We start from the raw sequence: 15,088 nt of genomic DNA on the forward strand, positions 1-15,088 counted from the left end.
GTCGCGCGGCGCCACCCATTTGTCCGGCAAATTGACGAATGGCGAATCGCGGGATAGCATCGGCTGGTAACGCGATGGGACGCGTCAGGGGAGAGCGATGAAGGTGATGTCGAGGCTGTTGTTCTGTTCCGCGCTGGCGGTTCTGGTGTCCGGCGGCGCGTCCGCACAGCAGGCCGCGCCGGCGGCGGTGCCGTCCGATACGGTGTCGGTACGCGGCGATCATCCCGGTGCGAAATTCGACAAAAGGCTGTTCGGCCAGTTCGCCGAACACCTCGGCACCGGCATCTATGGCGGCATCTGGGTCGGCCCGAACAGCAAGATCCCGAACGTCCGCGGCTATCGCAGCGACGTGATCGAGGCGCTGAAGGCGATCAAGGTGCCCGTCGTGCGCTGGCCCGGCGGCTGCTTCGCCGACGAATATCATTGGCGCGAAGGCATCGGCCCGCGCGGCAAGCGCCCGGTCAAGGTCAACACCAATTGGGGCGGGGTGACCGAGGACAATGCGGTCGGCACCCACGAGTTCATGGACTATTCGGAGCTGCTCGGCGCCGAGGCCTATGTCTCGGGCAACGTCGGCTCGGCGCCGCCGCGCGAGATGGCCGAATGGGTCGAATATATGACCTCGCCGACCGGATCGACGCTCGCCAAGGAGCGCGCCGCCAACGGCCGCAAGGAGCCGTGGAAGGTGCCGATGTTCGGCATCGGCAACGAATTGTGGGGCTGCGGCGGCAATATGACGCCCGAATATGCCGCCGACGAGACGCGCCGCTACGCGACCTTCGTCAAGGCGCCCGAGGGCGTGCCGATCATGAAGGTGGCGAGCGGCGCCAATGCCGAGGATTACAATTGGACCGAGGTGATGATGCAGAAGGCGGGCAACGTCTTCTCCGGAATCGGCGTCCATTATTACACGGTGCCCGGAAGCTGGGAGAAAAAGGGCGCGGCTACCGGCTTCGACGAGGAAGCCTGGGCGCGGACGCTCGCCAAGACGATGAAGATGGAGGAATTGCTCCAGGGTCATTCGCGGATCATGGACAAATACGACCCCAAGAAGCGGGTCGCGCTGCTCGTCGACGAATGGGGCACCTGGTACGATCAGGAACCGGGATCGCATCCGGGTTTCCTCTACCAGCAGAACAGCATGCGCGACGCGGTGGTGGCGAGCCTCAATCTCGATATCTTCGCGCGCCATGCCGATCGCGTTCGCGGCGCCAATATCGCGCAGATGGTCAACGTGTTGCAGGCGATGCTGCTGACCGACGGCAACCGCATGGTGAAGACGCCGACCTATTGGGTGTTCGACCTGTACAAGGGCTATCAGGACGGCACCGTCCTGCCCGCCGAGGTCAGCTCGCATTGGTATCGCAACGGCGGGCATGAGCTGCGCGCGGTGAGTTCGAGCGCGGTGCGCGGCACCGACGGCGTGGTGCACGTCGCGCTGACCAACGTCGATCCGAACCAGCCGGCGACCGTGTCGGTGCAGCTCGCGGGGATCGCGGGGGGCAATGTGAGCGGGCGTATCCTGACGGGCACGACAATGGACGCGCACAACACCTTCGATGCGCCCGACGTGGTGAAGCCGGTGGCATTCACCGGGGCGACGCTGTCGGGCGGAACGCTGTCGGTGACGCTGCCGGCGAAGTCGGTGGTGATGCTGGACATCCAGTAAGGGACGCGAGCGGCGCCGGTGGTGCCGCCCCCGATGCCGGATGTTGCGACGGCGCCTATATCCCCGTCATGCCCGACTTGATCCGGCATCCCGCTTCTTCGCACCGTCCGAAGAAGCGGGACCCCGGCGCAAGGCCGGGGTGACGGCGGGATTGGAATGGATGAAGCTCGGCAATCGTCTGCGCGTCACACCCGGCCGTCGACCATCGCGCGGATATCCACCCGCGCCTTCAGCCGGGCCGCCAATAGCGCGGTGCCGCTGATCTTGCGCTGGACGAACAAGGTGTCGGCGGGCGGGACGTGCCAGGTGGCGCGGTCGTGCGCCATCTCCATGCCCTGTTCGCGGACGACCCCGACGAAGGCGCGGTCGCCGAAGTCGAACGGGCCGGGGCGGTTGAGCTCGCCGAGGATCACGTCGATCATCGCGTCGACCAGCGGCCGGTGCCGCGCCGCCGCCGTCTCGCCCAGGAACCCCGCCGCGATCGCTGCCTCGCGAACCGCATCGCGGTTCCCTGACAGGCCGGCAGCGAGGAGGCGGCGGTAGCCGTCCGCGGTCGCCGCCGGCACCGCGCGAGCGGCGCCGAAATCGAGCAGGACGATGCGGCCGGTCTCCGGTTGCCAGCGGTAATTGGCGAAATTGGGATCGGTCTGCATCAGCCCCCAGTCGAGCAGCTCGCGCAGCGCCAAAGCGATCAGGCTGTGCATCGCCGCGTCGCGCACCGGCTGTTCCGCGGCCTCCAGCGTCTCGATCGAAACGCCGGCGACATAGGTCATCGCGAGCACGTTCGGGGTGGTCAGCTCGGCGTGCAAATCGGGGATGACGAAGGCGGGATCGTCGGCGAGCAAGGCGCGGTAGCGGCGCATCATCGTGCCCTCGCGCAGATAATCCGCCTCTTCGTGAAGCTGGCGTTTCGCTTCGCTGAGCAGCGGCGATACGTCGAGCTCCTTGGGCAGCAGGCCGGAGACGCGCAGCAGGGTCGCGACATTGTCGACGTCGGCGTCGATGCTCTGCATGACGCCGGGATATTGCACCTTGATCGCCAGCTCGCGACCATCGGGCAGGCGCGCACGATGGACCTGGCCGATCGAGGCGGCGGCGATCGGATGCGCCTGAAAATGGGCGAAGCGACCGCGCCAGTCGCGGCCCCATTCCTTGGCGAGCACGGTATTGAGCTGCGCGGGCGGCATATGGTGCGCGTCGTTGCGGAGCCGGGCGAGGATCGTCGCCAGTTCGGGCGGCAGCATGTCGCCCGCGTCCATCGAGATCATCTGGCCGAGCTTCATCGCCGCGCCGCGCAGGTGCGCGAGCTGGTCGGCGACGCGCGTCGCATTGGCGGGGGTGAGCAGCAGATCGCCCATCCGCGGCCGTTCCCCCGCCGCGAGCCGCCGCGCACCCTCGGCGACGACGCCGCCGCCGACCCCCGCGGCGAGACGCCCGAAGGCACCGAGCCGCGACAGCCGGCCGCTCGGCACGGCACGGCCCTTGTCGGGGCGGTCGTCGCTCATGCCGGGATCAGGCGATCGGCGCGCAGCCGCTCGAACAGCGCGAAGAAGGCGTCGTCGGTCGGCTGATAGGCGGTGAAGCCGAGGCGGCGGCTCTTCGACATATCGGTGACGACCTCGATCGGGCGGCCGAGATCGGCGTCGGTATGCCAGGGCGAGGCGAGACGGGAGAGATCGGGCTCGACGAGCCCCTCGCGCCCGGCGATGCGGCGCCAGAGGTCGGCGTCGCCGGCCATCTGCGTCTCGAGCGGCTGTACGGTGCCGTCGAACGGCGCGGCCTCGACGCCGAACCAGTCGGCGATGCGGCCCCACATCCAGCTCCAGCGGAAGACGTCGCCGTTCACCACGTTGAACGCCTCGTCCGCGGCGGCTGGCGTGGTCGCCGCCCACAACAGATGACGCGCGAGCTGGCCGGCATCGGTCATGTCGGTAAGCCCGTCCCATTGCGCCGCCGAGCCGGGGAAGCGGAACGGCCGGCCGGTCTCACGGCAGAGCGTAGCATAGACGGCGAGCGTCGTGCCCATGTTCATCGCATTGCCGACCGCCTTGCCGATCACGGTATGCGGGCGGTGGACGCTCCAGGTGAAGCCGTCGCGCTCCGCCGCGGCGAACACCTCGTCCTCCTGCGCATAATAGAAATTCTCGACGTCGAGCCGGCCCTGTTCCTCGCGGAACGGGGTCTGCGGCAGCGCGCCTTTGCCATAGGCCTCGAACGGCCCGAGATAGTGTTTCAGTCCGGTGACGAGCGCGACGTGACGCGCGGTCCCGTTGTTCGCGCGCAGACCGTCGAGGAGGTTGCGGACCATCGCCGAATTGACGCGGATATTCTCCGCCTCGCTGTCCTGGCGCAGCCAGGTGGTGATGAACACCGCATCGGGGCGGATATCGGCGAGCGCGGTGGCGGTGCCGGCGGCGTCGAGCAGATCGGCGGCGACGGGCCGGACGCCCGGCTGGTCGCCGGGGCGGCGGGCGAGACCGTGGACGGTCCAGCCCTCGCTGACGAGAAGCGCTGCGGTCGCGCTGCCGACGATGCCGCTCGCACCGACGATCAATGCGTGTTTGGTCATGACTCTGCCTTTCCGGTAAGACGCTGCCAACGCAGGCCCTGCCGCAAGGGTCCGAGATTATTGGATTACCGTTGTTCGAACCGAGCTAAATCCGAGGGCGCTTGCCGTGTGGCCGGCGCCTGCGGCCTCGCTCACTGATAGGGCGGCTGGTGATATCCGGCGGGCGAGACGGTGAAGATCTCGCAGCCGTCGTCGGTGATGCCGATCGAATGTTCGAATTGCGCCGACAGCGAACGGTCGCGGGTCACCGCGGTCCAGCCGTCGTCGAGCAGCTTCACGTCCGGGCGGCCGATGTTGATCATCGGTTCGATCGTGAAGATCATGCCGGGCTTGAGTTCGGGACCGGTGCCGGGCTTGCCGACGTGGACGACTTCGGGTGCGTCGTGGAACAGCCGGCCGAGGCCGTGGCCGCAGAAGTCGCGGACGACGCCGTAGCGGTGCTTTTCGGCATGACGCTGGATGGCGTTGGCGACGTCGCCCATGTGGTTACCGGGCCTGGCCTGCTCGATGCCGAGCATCAGGCATTCGTAGGTGACCCCGACGAGGCGCTTCGCCTTCAACGGGACGTCGCCGATCAGATACATGCGGCTCGAATCGCCGTGCCAGCCGTCGACGATCGGGGTGACGTCGACGTTGACGATGTCGCCCGACTTCAGCGTCTTCTCGGACGGGATGCCGTGGCAGACGACGTGATTGATCGAGATGCAGGTCGAATGCGTGTAGCCGCGATAGCCGAGCGTCGCCGGCACGCCGTCGCGCGCGACGATGAAATCGTAGATCAGTTTGTCGAGCTCGGCGGTCGATACGCCCGGCACCATGTGCGGGGTCAGCATGTCCAGCGTCTCGGCGGCGAGCTTGCCCGCCTTGTGCATGCCCGCGAAGGCGGCGGGGCCATGGAGCTTGATGGCGCCGGTGCGCCCTTCCGGCGCGTCGGAGGTGACGGTCACGTATTCGGTCATCGCGGCGATATAGCGTGGTCGCGGCAATTTTGCGAGGCTATGACCGGGCGATGGAGCAGGAACGTATCTGGACCGCTGCGCTGGTCGTGATCGGGGATGAGATCCTCTCCGGCCGGACGCAGGACAAGAATATCGCGCAGCTCGCGAGCTGGCTCAACGTGCAGGGCATCCGCCTCGCCGAGGTGCGCGTGGTGCCCGACCGGACCGCGGCGATCGTCGAGGCGGTCAACACCTTGCGCGCGCGCAACGATTATCTGTTCACCACCGGCGGCATCGGGCCGACGCACGACGACATCACCGTCGACGCGATCGCCGCGGCGCTCGGTGTCGGGGTGGAGCATCATCCCGAGGCGATGGCGGTGCTGGAACGCTATTACGCGACGCGCGGCGGGCTGACCGAGACGCGCGCGCGGATGGCGCGGGTGCCGGCGGGCGCGGGGCTGATCCCCAATCGCGTGTCGGGCGCGCCGGGCATCCACATCGGCAACATCTTCATCATGGCGGGGGTGCCGCACATCACCGCGGGGATGCTCGATGCGTTGACCGGGACGCTGGAAGGCGGGCGGCCGGTGGTGTCGGGGACGATCGGCTGCTGGGTCGCGGAGAGCGAGGTCGCCGACCTGCTGCGCGATGCCGAGAAGGCGCACGAGGGCGTGTCGATCGGGTCCTATCCGTTCTTCCGCGACGGGCGGACGGGGGCGAATTTCGTCGCCCGGTCCGCCGACGAGGCGGTGGTGACGCAATGCCTCGCGGATTTGACGCGCGAGCTGGAGGCCGGCGGGCGCGAGGTGATCGCCGGGGGAATCTGAGGGGGGCGCGCGTTCGCACCCGACATGGCCGGATACGTGCGGGACGATGCGGGATGATGACGGGTGCAGGGTCGCGTTTCCCTGCCTTCTCGAGACCTTCGCGAGACGCGATCCGTGACCCATCAAGCGTGTACCCCGGCGGAGGCCGGGGCCCAGTGGGGTGGAGGTTCGTGATGATTTACGAGGGCCTTCCCAAACGGGCCCCGGCCTTCGCCGGGGTACGTCGTGGGGGTCTGACCACTTGGCGTCCCCACGCCCGCCGCGTTCAGCGGGTGAAGGCGCCGATGTCCGCGATCGCCAGTTTCTCGGCCGGCACCGCGGTCGCGGCGAAGGTCAGGCGGAGGTAGCGTAGCGGGCGCGGCGCGGTGAAGGGGATGCGTTGCGTCGCCAGCGCATACGCGATGTTCTGGAATTCGCCGTCGGCGGCGGCGGTCCAGGTCTTGCCGTCGATGCTGGTCTCGGCGCGATAGTTCCGCGGTGGGGCGCTGACCTTGTCGGGGTGGCGCCAGGGCGTGAGGCTGAAGCCGGCGACCGTCTGCGTGGTGCCGAGGTCGAGCGTGACGCCGGCCGGCGTCGTGGTCGGCGCGGGTTGCGACCAGATCGTCGCGCCGTCGCCGTCGAGCAAAGCTTCGGCGCCGGGGGCGGTCGCGGCGACGACCTTCCAGTCGCGCGGCGAGATCAGCGTCGCGTCGCTGCTGCGCGGGGTGGCGACCGGAACCGGTGCGACGCTGCGGAACAGTGCGACTTCGCTGATCGCCGGGCAGGCGGGGGCGTCGAGGATCACCAGCCGGATGCGGCGCGCGGCGATCGGCGCGTCGAGGCGGATGATGCGCTGCGCGCCGATCGCGGTCTTCTCGGCAAGCCGTTGCCAGCGACCGGCGACCTCCGCCTCGATCGCGAAGCGGGTGACGCGGACGCCGAGCGGCAGATGTTCGCGGATGCGGATCAGGTCGAAGCTGCGGTTCGGCGGCAGGTCGAGCGTCAGCGTCGGCGTGGTGACGCGGTCGGGCGTCGACCAATAGGTATCGCGATCGCCGTCGAGCACCCGGGCCGGTGCGAACGCCGCACCGCGGGTGGCGCTCGCCGAGGCGATCGCGCCCTTTGCGAGGTCGGTGGCGAAGCTCGCCTCCAGCGCCGCGCCGAAGCTCTTGAGGACGGCGACGTCGTGATCGGGGATGCGGCCGCGGCGATCGGGCGGCAGGTTGAGGTTGAGGTTGGTGCCGCGGCCGATCGATTCGTCGTGCAGGCGGATCAGCCGCTGCGGGTCCTTGACCTTGGCATCCTCGTCGGGGTGATAGAACCAGCCCGGGCGGATCGACACGTCGGTTTCCGCCGGCCACCACAAGGCGCCGTTGCGGACGCCGCTATTGCCCTCGGACTGGACATAGGGGTGGTCGGGCATCGTCGGCCAGCAGGGATCGCCGGCGACGCCGTCCTCGTTGCCGACCCAGCGGATGTCGGCGCCGAGCGGGTCGAAGGTGCAGGCCAGCGGCTGATGCTGGTGGACGAGCGCGATGATCGACGGCCAGTTGTAATATCTGGGCGCGTCGATCTTGCGGGTTTCCTTGGCGCCGCCGTAATAACCGTCGCCGCCATTGGCGCCGTCGAACCAGAATTCGAACAATTCGCCATAGCGGGTGCACAGTTCGACCACCTGCTTGCGGTAATAATCGACATAGGCGGGGCGGCCGTATTCGGGGTGGTTGCGATCCCACGGCGAGAGATAGAGGCCGAAGGCGAGGCCGGCGCGGCGCGTCGCCTGTTCCATCTCGCGGACGATGTCGCCCTTGCCGTTCTTATACGGGCTGTTGCGGATGCAATGTTCGGTGAGCTGCGTCGGCCACAGGCAGAAGCCGTCGTGATGCTTGGCGGTGAGGATGATGCCGCGCATGCCGCCCGCCTTGGCCGCGGCGACGATCTGGTCGGGTGCGAAATCGGTCGGGTCGAACAGCGCCGGGCTCTCGTCGCCATAGCCCCATTCGCGATTGGTGAAGGTGTTGATCGAGAAATGGACGAAGGCGTAGCGCTCGCGCCGGTGCCAGGCGAGCTGGCGCGGCGACGGGGTGGCGCCATAGGGGGCGGGCGCGTTCGCCGGGGCGGTCGTGGCGGCGAACGCGGGGGTGGCGGTCGCGGCGAGGCCGGAGGCGATGAGGGTGCGGCGGCTGAGGTCGGTCACGGGGTGGCTCTCCGGATGCTGTAACAAGGTGCGGCATGCGCGGTCACGCCGCGCCGCGCCCATTCGACGGCGGGCGGTCGGCCTTGGCCTGGCCGAAGCTCTTCACCGGCGTCGCGCTCATCGTGAAGGTGAGGCGGCCGCCCTGCATCAGCTCGGCATGGCTGATCCAGTTCTTCGTCCACGGCTTGCCGTTGCGGCTGACCGAGCGGACATAGGGTGTGTCGGCGCGATTGCCGGGCGCCTCGATCGTCAGGCGCTTGCCGCCGGGCAGGCGGATCTCGGCGCGCTCGAACAGCGGCGAGCCGAAGACGTACACCGCCTCGACCGGATCGACGGGGTAGAAGCCGAGCGACGACAGCACGAACCAGGCGCTCATCTGGCCGCAATCGTCGTTGCCGATGATGCCGTCGGGGTCGTTCTTGTACATCTCGACGCACAATCGGCGGACCATCGCCTGCGTCTTCCACGCCGCGCCGGTATAGGCGTAGAGATAGGCGACGTGGTGATTGGGCTCGTTGCCGTGCGCATATTGGCCGACGAGGCCGCTGATGTCGGGCGGCGCGTTGGCGGGGAGCGTCGAGGGCGCGGTGAACAGCGCGTCGAGCCGGGCCTCGAACGCGGCGTCGCCGCCCATATGGGCGATCAGGCCGTAGACGTCGTGCTGGTTGAGGAAGGTCGCCTGCCAGCCGTTCGCCTCGGTATAGTCGCGCCACCAGGGTTTGGGCATATGGCCGAGCTGGATGGGATCGTAGGGGCTCCACCAGCGGCCGTCGGCGAAGCGCGGCTTGGCGAAGCCGGCCTTGCCGTCGATGACGTTGCGCCAATTGCCCGAGCGCTTGAGCAGCCGGTCCGCCTCCGCCGTCCGGCCGGCGGCGCGGGCGAGATGCGCCGAGGCCCAGTCGTCATAGGCATATTCCTGCGTCCGGCTGACGCTTTCGAACCAGACGTCGGCGGGGACATAGCCCTTGGCGTCGTAGACGTCGCGGCCCTTGCTGTTGTCGCGATCGGGGGCGGTGAAGTCGAAGCTGCGCTTGGCGATCGCGGGCCAGGCGGCGGCGTAGTCCGCCTTTATGCCCTTCGCCTGCGCCTCGGCGAGGACGGAGACGGCGTGCCAGCCGATCATCGTGCCGGTCTCGACGCCCTGCAACGGCCAGACCGGCGGGCCGTAGACGCTCTGCTGCGTCTGGCGGATGAGGTCGGCGACGAGGCTTTGCGCCTTGTCGGGCGCGATGATGGTGAGCAGCGGGTGGAGCGCGCGATAGGTGTCCCACAGCGAATAGCTGCTGTACGCCGCCTCGCCCGCGGCGAGCGCGTGCGGCTTGCGATCGAGGCCGATGTAGCGACCGTCGACGTCGGAGAAGAGCGTCGGCGCAATCAGCGCGTGGTAGAGCGCGGAGGCGAAGATGGTGCGCTGGTCGGCGGTGCCGCCCTCGACGCGCATCGCATCGAACTCGCGTGTCCAGGCGGCCTGCGCGGCGCGGCGGACGGCGTCGAAGTCCCAGCTCCGGCCCTCGGCGGCGAGGTTGGCGCGGGCGCCGGCGACGTCGACGCCGGATATGCCGCAGCGGATGAGGATCGGCGCGGCGCCGGCGTCGTCATAATGGAGGACGGCCTTGAGCCGCATGCCCGCGACCATGCGGGTGCCGGCGGGCTGCTCGGCATCGCCGTCGCCGTAGAGGGTGACGCGGTTCGGCGCGCGCGAGGCCTGGAGCGCGAAGTGGATGTGGCGGCCCTTCGCCCAGCGGTGGACGGTGCGGCTGCCGGTCAGCGTGCCGTCGGGGTCGAGCGTCAGGCTGGCGTCGGTGACGAGCGGCGGCTGGTCGGTCTTGTCGAGGATCAGATGCGAGAGGTCGACGAGGATGTGGGCGGGGCCGGCGGGGAAGGTGTAGCGGTGGTAGCCGGTGCGTTCGGTCACCGTCAGCTCGGCGCGGACGCCGGTCTCGAGCGCGACGCGATAATAGCCGGGCTCGGCATGTTCGGCGGTGAAGCGCTGGCGGTAGCCTGCGTCGGGGTTGTCGAGCGGGCCGGGGAGGAGCTGGACGGGGCCGCGGGCCGGCACGACCAGCACGTCGAGCATGTCGCCGATGCCGGTGCCCGACAGATGCGTGTGGCTGAACCCCATGATCGACGTGTCGGTGCGGTGATAGCCCGAGCAGGCGTCCCAGCGCTCGACGTCGGTGTCGGGGCTGAGCTGGACCATGCCGAAGGGCAGGGTCGCGCCGGGATAGGTGTGGCCGTGGCCGCCGGTGCCGATGAAGAGATTGGCGGCGGCGGGTGCCGGTGCGGCGGCGAGCGCGGGGAGCGGCAGGCCGGCGGCGGCAGTGCCGGCGAGGAGGGTGCGGCGGGAAATCGTGCCTAAAGTCATAGGGGCGCCTTCAGCAATGCGGGTCGGGTGGCGGCGAGATAGAGGATGAGCTCGCCGAACAGGCCGTTGGCCCAGGCGAACCAGCTTCGGGTGAACTTGGCGGGATCGTCCCGGTCGAAGCTTTCGTGGATGAAGCCGGTGCCGCCGTCGGTGTCGCGCAGGGTGCGCAGGGTGGCACGGATCGTGGCGTCGGCGGTGGCGGAGAGGGCGCGGATGGTGAGCGACATCGGCCAGATCTGGCCGGCGCCGACGTGCGGGCCGCCGATGCCCTCGCCGGCCTTGCCGCGGAAGAACCAGGGGTTGGCGTCGCTCCAGCAGGCCGCCTGGGTGCGCTGCCACAGCGGGTCGGCGGGGTCGACGCAGCCGAGATAGGCGAGGCCGGAGAGGCTGGGGACGTTGGCGTCGTCCATGAAGACGGCGTTGCCGTAGCCGTCGACCTCATAGGCCCAAACTTCACTACCGTCGCGCAGACGCATCGTGCCGTGCGCCTTGAGCGCCGCCGCGACCTCCGCCGCCAGCTCGGTGGCGGACTTGGCTAAGTCATCGTCATTGCGTGCTTCTTTGGCGACGGTTGCAAGCTCGCGCAGCGCCGTCACGGCGAAGAGGTTGCTGGGGATGAGGAAGGGGTAGAGGCAGGCGTCGTCCGAGGGGCGGAAGCCCGAATGGATCAGGCCGACCGGCCGCGTCGGGTTGCCGTGGCCCCAGAGCAACGTCTCGGTGGGCTGCGGCGCGGAACGGCGGAAGCTGTAGGGGCCGGGGCCGTCCTTGCGCTGCTGTTCGCGGAAGGTGCGGATGCTGGCGCGGGCCGCCGCCGCCCAGGTCGCGTCGAACGGCGCCGCGTCGCCGGTGGCGCGCCAGTAGCCGTGCGCGAGGCGCATCGGGTAGCAGAGCGAGTCGACCTCCCATTTCCGCTCGGCGACGCCGGGCTTCATCTCGGTCTCGTCCTTCTGCGACCATTCGAGGTTCGACCTGGCGGCCGGGTCCTCCATGAAGGCATTGGCATAGGGATCGAGCAGGATGCAGCGCGACTGGCGCGCGATCAGGCCGCGGACCAGCCGGCGCAGCTCGGGCGCCTGTCTGGCGAGGTGGAGATAGGGTTTCACCTGCGCCGATGAATCTCGCAGCCACAGGCACGGGATATCGCCGGTGATGACGAAGGCGTCGGGCGCTGCCTCGGTGCCGCCCATCCGGACGGTGGTGTCGAGCGTGTTCGGATAGCAATTGCCGAACATCCAGCGCAGCTTGGCGTCGCCGATCTTCGCCGAGACGCGGGCAAGCTCGCGCTCGACCGCCGGGCTGGCGAAGCGGCGGTCGGCGGCGGCGGGGCGTTTCGAGGGGAATTGCGGTGCGGCGAAGGCGGGAGTGGCGAGCGTCGCCGCCGACGCGGCGGTCGCGGCGAGGAAGTGGCGGCGGTTGAGGGGTTGATCCCCGGCGGATGCCGGGGTCCAGCTTGATTGGCGGTGGTGGGTCATCGTGAACGTCCCCCAACTGGGCCCCGGCCTGCGCCGGGGTACGGGGTGGGTGTTGAAAGGCGGCGCATCACTTGGGCAGCTCCGTGTCGGCACCCGTGACGGTGAAGGCGAACCATTGGCCGGCACCGTCGCCGGGCTGGCCGCCGCCGACGTAGAGGCGATAGGCGCCGGGCACGACGTGGCGGCGACCGTCGTGGTCGACGATGCTCATCGCGCGCGGATCGAGCGTGAAGGCGACCCTGGCGCTCTTGCCGCGCGCGACGGCGACACGCTGGAAGCCGACGAGCTGGCGCTGGAGGACCGGCGTGTTGCCGCCCGCCGGCTTGGCCGCCGGGGGCACGAGATAGGCCTGGACGACTTCCTCTCCGTCCCGCGCGCCGGTGTTGGTGACGCTCGCCTCGACGCGCAGATCGCTGCCCGCCGCCACCGAGGCGGGGCCGCGCGGCGCGGCGTAGCGGAAGCTGGTGTAGCTCATGCCATGGCCAAACCCCCACAAGGGCTTGCCGGTGAAATAGCGGTAGGTGCGTTCCTTCATGCCGTAATCGGTGAAGGCGGGCAGGTCGGTGGTCGCGTGGTAGAGCGTCACCGGCAGACGACCGGCGGGATTGACCGTGCCTGACAGCACGTCGGCGAGCGCGGTGCCGCCCGCCTCGCCCGCATACCAATTGGCGAGGATCGCATCGGCGGCGGCGGGATCGACCGACACCGCGCTGCCGCTGGTCAGGACGAGGACGATCGGCTTGCCGGTCGCCTTGAGCGCGGCGAGCAACCGAAGCTGCGGCGCGGGCAGCGCGATGTCGGTGCGGTCGCCGCCGACGAAGCCGGGGACCGAGACGGACAGCGCCTCGCCCTCCAGATCGGGCGAAAGGCCGGCGACGACGACGGCGACATCCGCCTGCTTCGCCGCGGCGACCGCCTGCGCGAGCAGGGGGTCGGCGGGGGGCAGCCACAGCAGGCGGAAGCTGTCGTCCTCCGACCGGTGATCGAGGAGGATGTCGATCGGCTGCGGCGTGCCGTCGCTGTCGACGACGAGGTCGACGCGGCCCTTGGGCAGGTCGCCGTCGTGGAGCGTCTTGCCGCCGAGCGTCAGTCTGGCGCGGTCGTGGACGCGGCAATCCTTCCAGCATTGCGTCTGATCGAGGATCAGATGGTAGCGGCCGGGGGCGGGGGGGACGAACTCGCCGGTCCAGCGCGCGGTATAGCCGGTCGCGGGCAGGCCGGGCGCGGGCGGCGCACGATTGACGTCGAGATCGATGCGGCGGTCCTGGCGGACGGTCGGCGCGCCGCTGCCACCCGTATACGTCGCGCGCAGGCCGGGCTTGCCGTCGGCGCGCAGGGCGGTTTCGGGGACGACGATCGCCGCGGTCTCGGCGAGCAGCGAGCCCTGCGCATAGCTGACATTGGCGGCGCCGAAGCGGGTGCGCAGGCCGTCGAGCGGGGTCACCGGGGCGACCGCGGTGCCATGGTAATTGCCCTGCAACACGCCGAGGTCGTCGGCATTGGCGCCGATCACCGCGATCTTCGCGCCGGCCTTGAGCGGCAGGCGGTTGGCGTTGTTCTGGAGCAGGACGATCGACTTGCGCGCGGCGTCGAGCGCGGCGGCGTGGTGCGCGGGCGTGGCGACCTCGCTCGCGGGGATCGTGCCGTACGGGCTGGTGCCGCCGAAGGCGATGCCGAGCGCGCGGCGGGCGCGCAGCGCGCGGGTCAGTGCGGTATCCACCTCCGCCTGAGTGACGAGGCCCTTGGCGAGCGCCTGCGGCAGGGCGCCATAGGCGCTGCCGCAATTGACGTCGGTGCCGCCGCGGATCGCCGCCGCCGCGGCGCCCGCGCTGTCCTTGCGATAATGGTGGTAGACGCTGATGTTGCTCACCGCATCGCAATCGGAGACGGTGAAGCCGGTAAACCCCCAATCGTGGCGCAGCCGGTCGTTCATCAGCCACGAGGCGGCGCAGGCCGGCACGCCGTGGATGCTGTTGTAGGCGCACATCAGCGAGGTCGCCTTGCCCTCGATGATCGCGCGGCGGAAGGCGGGAAGGTAGGTCGCCTCGAGATCCTGCGGGCTGGGATCGACGTCGAAACTGTCGCGGCCGGCTTCGGGGCCGCTGTGGACGGCGAAATGCTTGGGCGTGGCGACGACGCGGGGATGGCTGGGATCGGGCCCCTGCAGGCCGTGGATGAAGGCGACGCCGAGCGAGCCGGTGAGATACGGGTCCTCGCCATAGGTCTCCTGCCCGCGGCCCCAGCGCGGATCGCGGAAGATATTGATGTTGGGCGACCAGATCGTCAGCCCTTCGTAGATGCGGCGATTGGCGGCGACCGGTCTGGCGTTGAACTTGGCGCGCGCCTCGGTGCTGACGATCGTGCCGACGCGGTTCATCACGTCGACGTCCCAGGTCGCGGCAAGGCCGATCGCCTGCGGGAAGACGGTGGCATAGCCGTCGCGGGCGAGGCCGTGCAGCCCCTCGCTCCACCAATCGTAGGCGGGCAGGCCGGCGGCGGGGTCGGCGGGCGCGGTGCTCTGCAGCTGCGCGGCCTTGCGCTCGGGGGACATGGTGGCGACCGTCGCGGCGATCGGGTCGGCGGCTTGCGCGAGCAGGAGGAGGACGGGGATCATACGGACGCTCCGGGGGAGGGGTTTGCGCGCGAAGGCGCGGAGGACGCAGAGGGGTGGTGCGGCGTGGTGGCGTGCGCGGTGGTCTTGCGGCGGGCGCCGGGGACCAGTTGGGGGACGTAGGCGATGGTGTGCCGCCGCTCCGACTTACCCGTGCTCCTGCGGACGCAGGAGCCCAGGGTGGTGGGTCCCGGACGGTGTTCTGCTTGGCCCTGGGTTCCAGCGTTCGCGGGAACACTGGGGGTTCGCGCGAAGACGCGAAGGCGCGAAGAGATGAGTAGCGAGAGGGGGTTCGCGCGGGGGCGCGGAGGCGCGGAGGGGATATTGGCGGAGCCGCGGCGCGCTCTTGCGCCGGGGACGTTCGCCGCCGGGGGGATTTTACGGGCGGCTGCGCCGCGGGGGCTTCGCGCCGCTGGGCGCACGTCTCTTCGCGGCTTCGCGGCTTCGCGTGATGCCGG

Annotated in this window: 9 protein-coding genes; 2 read left to right on the forward strand and 7 right to left on the reverse strand. The window is 69.7% G+C overall.

Annotated features, from left to right (window positions below; translation table 11 throughout):
* Positions 1-97 precede the first annotated feature (97 nt).
* Entirely contained in the window at positions 98-1,669 is a 1,572-nt protein-coding gene (locus tag SFC76_RS00710) for an alpha-N-arabinofuranosidase (RefSeq protein ID WP_322847580.1), read from the forward strand.
* Positions 1,670-1,854: 185 nt separating this feature from the next.
* Here the strand turns inward: SFC76_RS00710 and SFC76_RS00715 are convergent, their stop codons facing one another.
* From SFC76_RS00715 to map, 3 genes are all read right to left on the reverse strand, one after another.
* A complete protein-coding gene (locus SFC76_RS00715) occupies positions 1,855-3,174 on the reverse strand; it encodes an AarF/ABC1/UbiB kinase family protein (RefSeq protein WP_322847581.1) in 1,320 nt (439 codons plus the stop codon).
* Positions 3,171-4,238 (reverse strand): SDR family oxidoreductase, encoded by a 1,068-nt coding sequence (locus SFC76_RS00720; RefSeq protein ID WP_322847582.1) that lies wholly within the window; start codon positions 4,236-4,238, stop codon positions 3,171-3,173. The genes SFC76_RS00715 and SFC76_RS00720 overlap by 4 nt, the downstream gene beginning before the upstream one ends.
* 131 nt (positions 4,239-4,369) lie before the next feature.
* On the reverse strand, positions 4,370-5,197 hold the full coding sequence (map, locus tag SFC76_RS00725; RefSeq protein ID WP_322847583.1) for a type I methionyl aminopeptidase: 828 nt from the start codon (positions 5,195-5,197) through the stop codon (positions 4,370-4,372).
* A gap of 50 nt (positions 5,198-5,247) precedes the next feature.
* Here map and SFC76_RS00730 point away from each other — a divergent pair, with 50 nt between their 5' ends.
* A complete protein-coding gene (locus SFC76_RS00730) occupies positions 5,248-6,006 on the forward strand; it encodes a competence/damage-inducible protein A (RefSeq protein WP_322847584.1) in 759 nt (252 codons plus the stop codon).
* Positions 6,007-6,271: 265 nt separating this feature from the next.
* Here the strand turns inward: SFC76_RS00730 and SFC76_RS00735 are convergent, their stop codons facing one another.
* The 4 genes from SFC76_RS00735 to SFC76_RS00750 all read right to left on the reverse strand — a co-directional run bounded on the left by SFC76_RS00735 (position 6,272) and on the right by SFC76_RS00750 (position 14,633).
* Positions 6,272-8,182 (reverse strand): alpha-L-fucosidase, encoded by a 1,911-nt coding sequence (locus SFC76_RS00735; RefSeq protein WP_322847585.1) that lies wholly within the window; start codon positions 8,180-8,182, stop codon positions 6,272-6,274.
* Between the two features lie 43 nt (positions 8,183-8,225).
* Positions 8,226-10,547, reverse strand: coding sequence for a GH92 family glycosyl hydrolase (locus SFC76_RS00740; RefSeq protein WP_322847586.1), 2,322 nt, complete (start codon positions 10,545-10,547; stop codon positions 8,226-8,228).
* A complete protein-coding gene (locus tag SFC76_RS00745; protein WP_322847587.1) occupies positions 10,544-12,019 on the reverse strand; it encodes a glycoside hydrolase family 125 protein in 1,476 nt (491 codons plus the stop codon). Before SFC76_RS00745 ends, SFC76_RS00740 begins: the two co-directional genes overlap by 4 nt.
* 67 nt (positions 12,020-12,086) lie before the next feature.
* On the reverse strand, positions 12,087-14,633 hold the full coding sequence (locus SFC76_RS00750) for a glycoside hydrolase family 3 C-terminal domain-containing protein (protein WP_322847588.1): 2,547 nt from the start codon (positions 14,631-14,633) through the stop codon (positions 12,087-12,089).
* Between the last annotated feature and the right edge of the window lie 455 nt (positions 14,634-15,088).

The sequence above is a fragment of the Sphingomonas sp. CD22 genome (assembly GCF_034556155.1).
Taxonomy (GTDB): domain Bacteria; phylum Pseudomonadota; class Alphaproteobacteria; order Sphingomonadales; family Sphingomonadaceae; genus Sphingomonas.

Coding starts and splice junctions, on each gene's coding strand:
- SFC76_RS00715 (WP_322847581.1), bottom strand. CDS start 3,174: ATGAGCGACGACCGCCCCGACAAGGGCCGTGCCGTGCCGAGCGGCCGG.
- SFC76_RS00720 (WP_322847582.1), bottom strand. CDS start 4,238: ATGACCAAACACGCATTGATCGTCGGTGCGAGCGGCATCGTCGGCAGC.
- SFC76_RS00740 (WP_322847586.1), bottom strand. CDS start 10,547: ATGACTTTAGGCACGATTTCCCGCCGCACCCTCCTCGCCGGCACTGCC.
- map (WP_322847583.1), bottom strand. CDS start 5,197: ATGACCGAATACGTGACCGTCACCTCCGACGCGCCGGAAGGGCGCACC.
- SFC76_RS00745 (WP_322847587.1), bottom strand. CDS start 12,019: ATGACCCACCACCGCCAATCAAGCTGGACCCCGGCATCCGCCGGGGAT.
- SFC76_RS00710 (WP_322847580.1), top strand. CDS start 98: ATGAAGGTGATGTCGAGGCTGTTGTTCTGTTCCGCGCTGGCGGTTCTG.
- SFC76_RS00750 (WP_322847588.1), bottom strand. CDS start 14,633: ATGATCCCCGTCCTCCTCCTGCTCGCGCAAGCCGCCGACCCGATCGCC.
- SFC76_RS00730 (WP_322847584.1), top strand. CDS start 5,248: ATGGAGCAGGAACGTATCTGGACCGCTGCGCTGGTCGTGATCGGGGAT.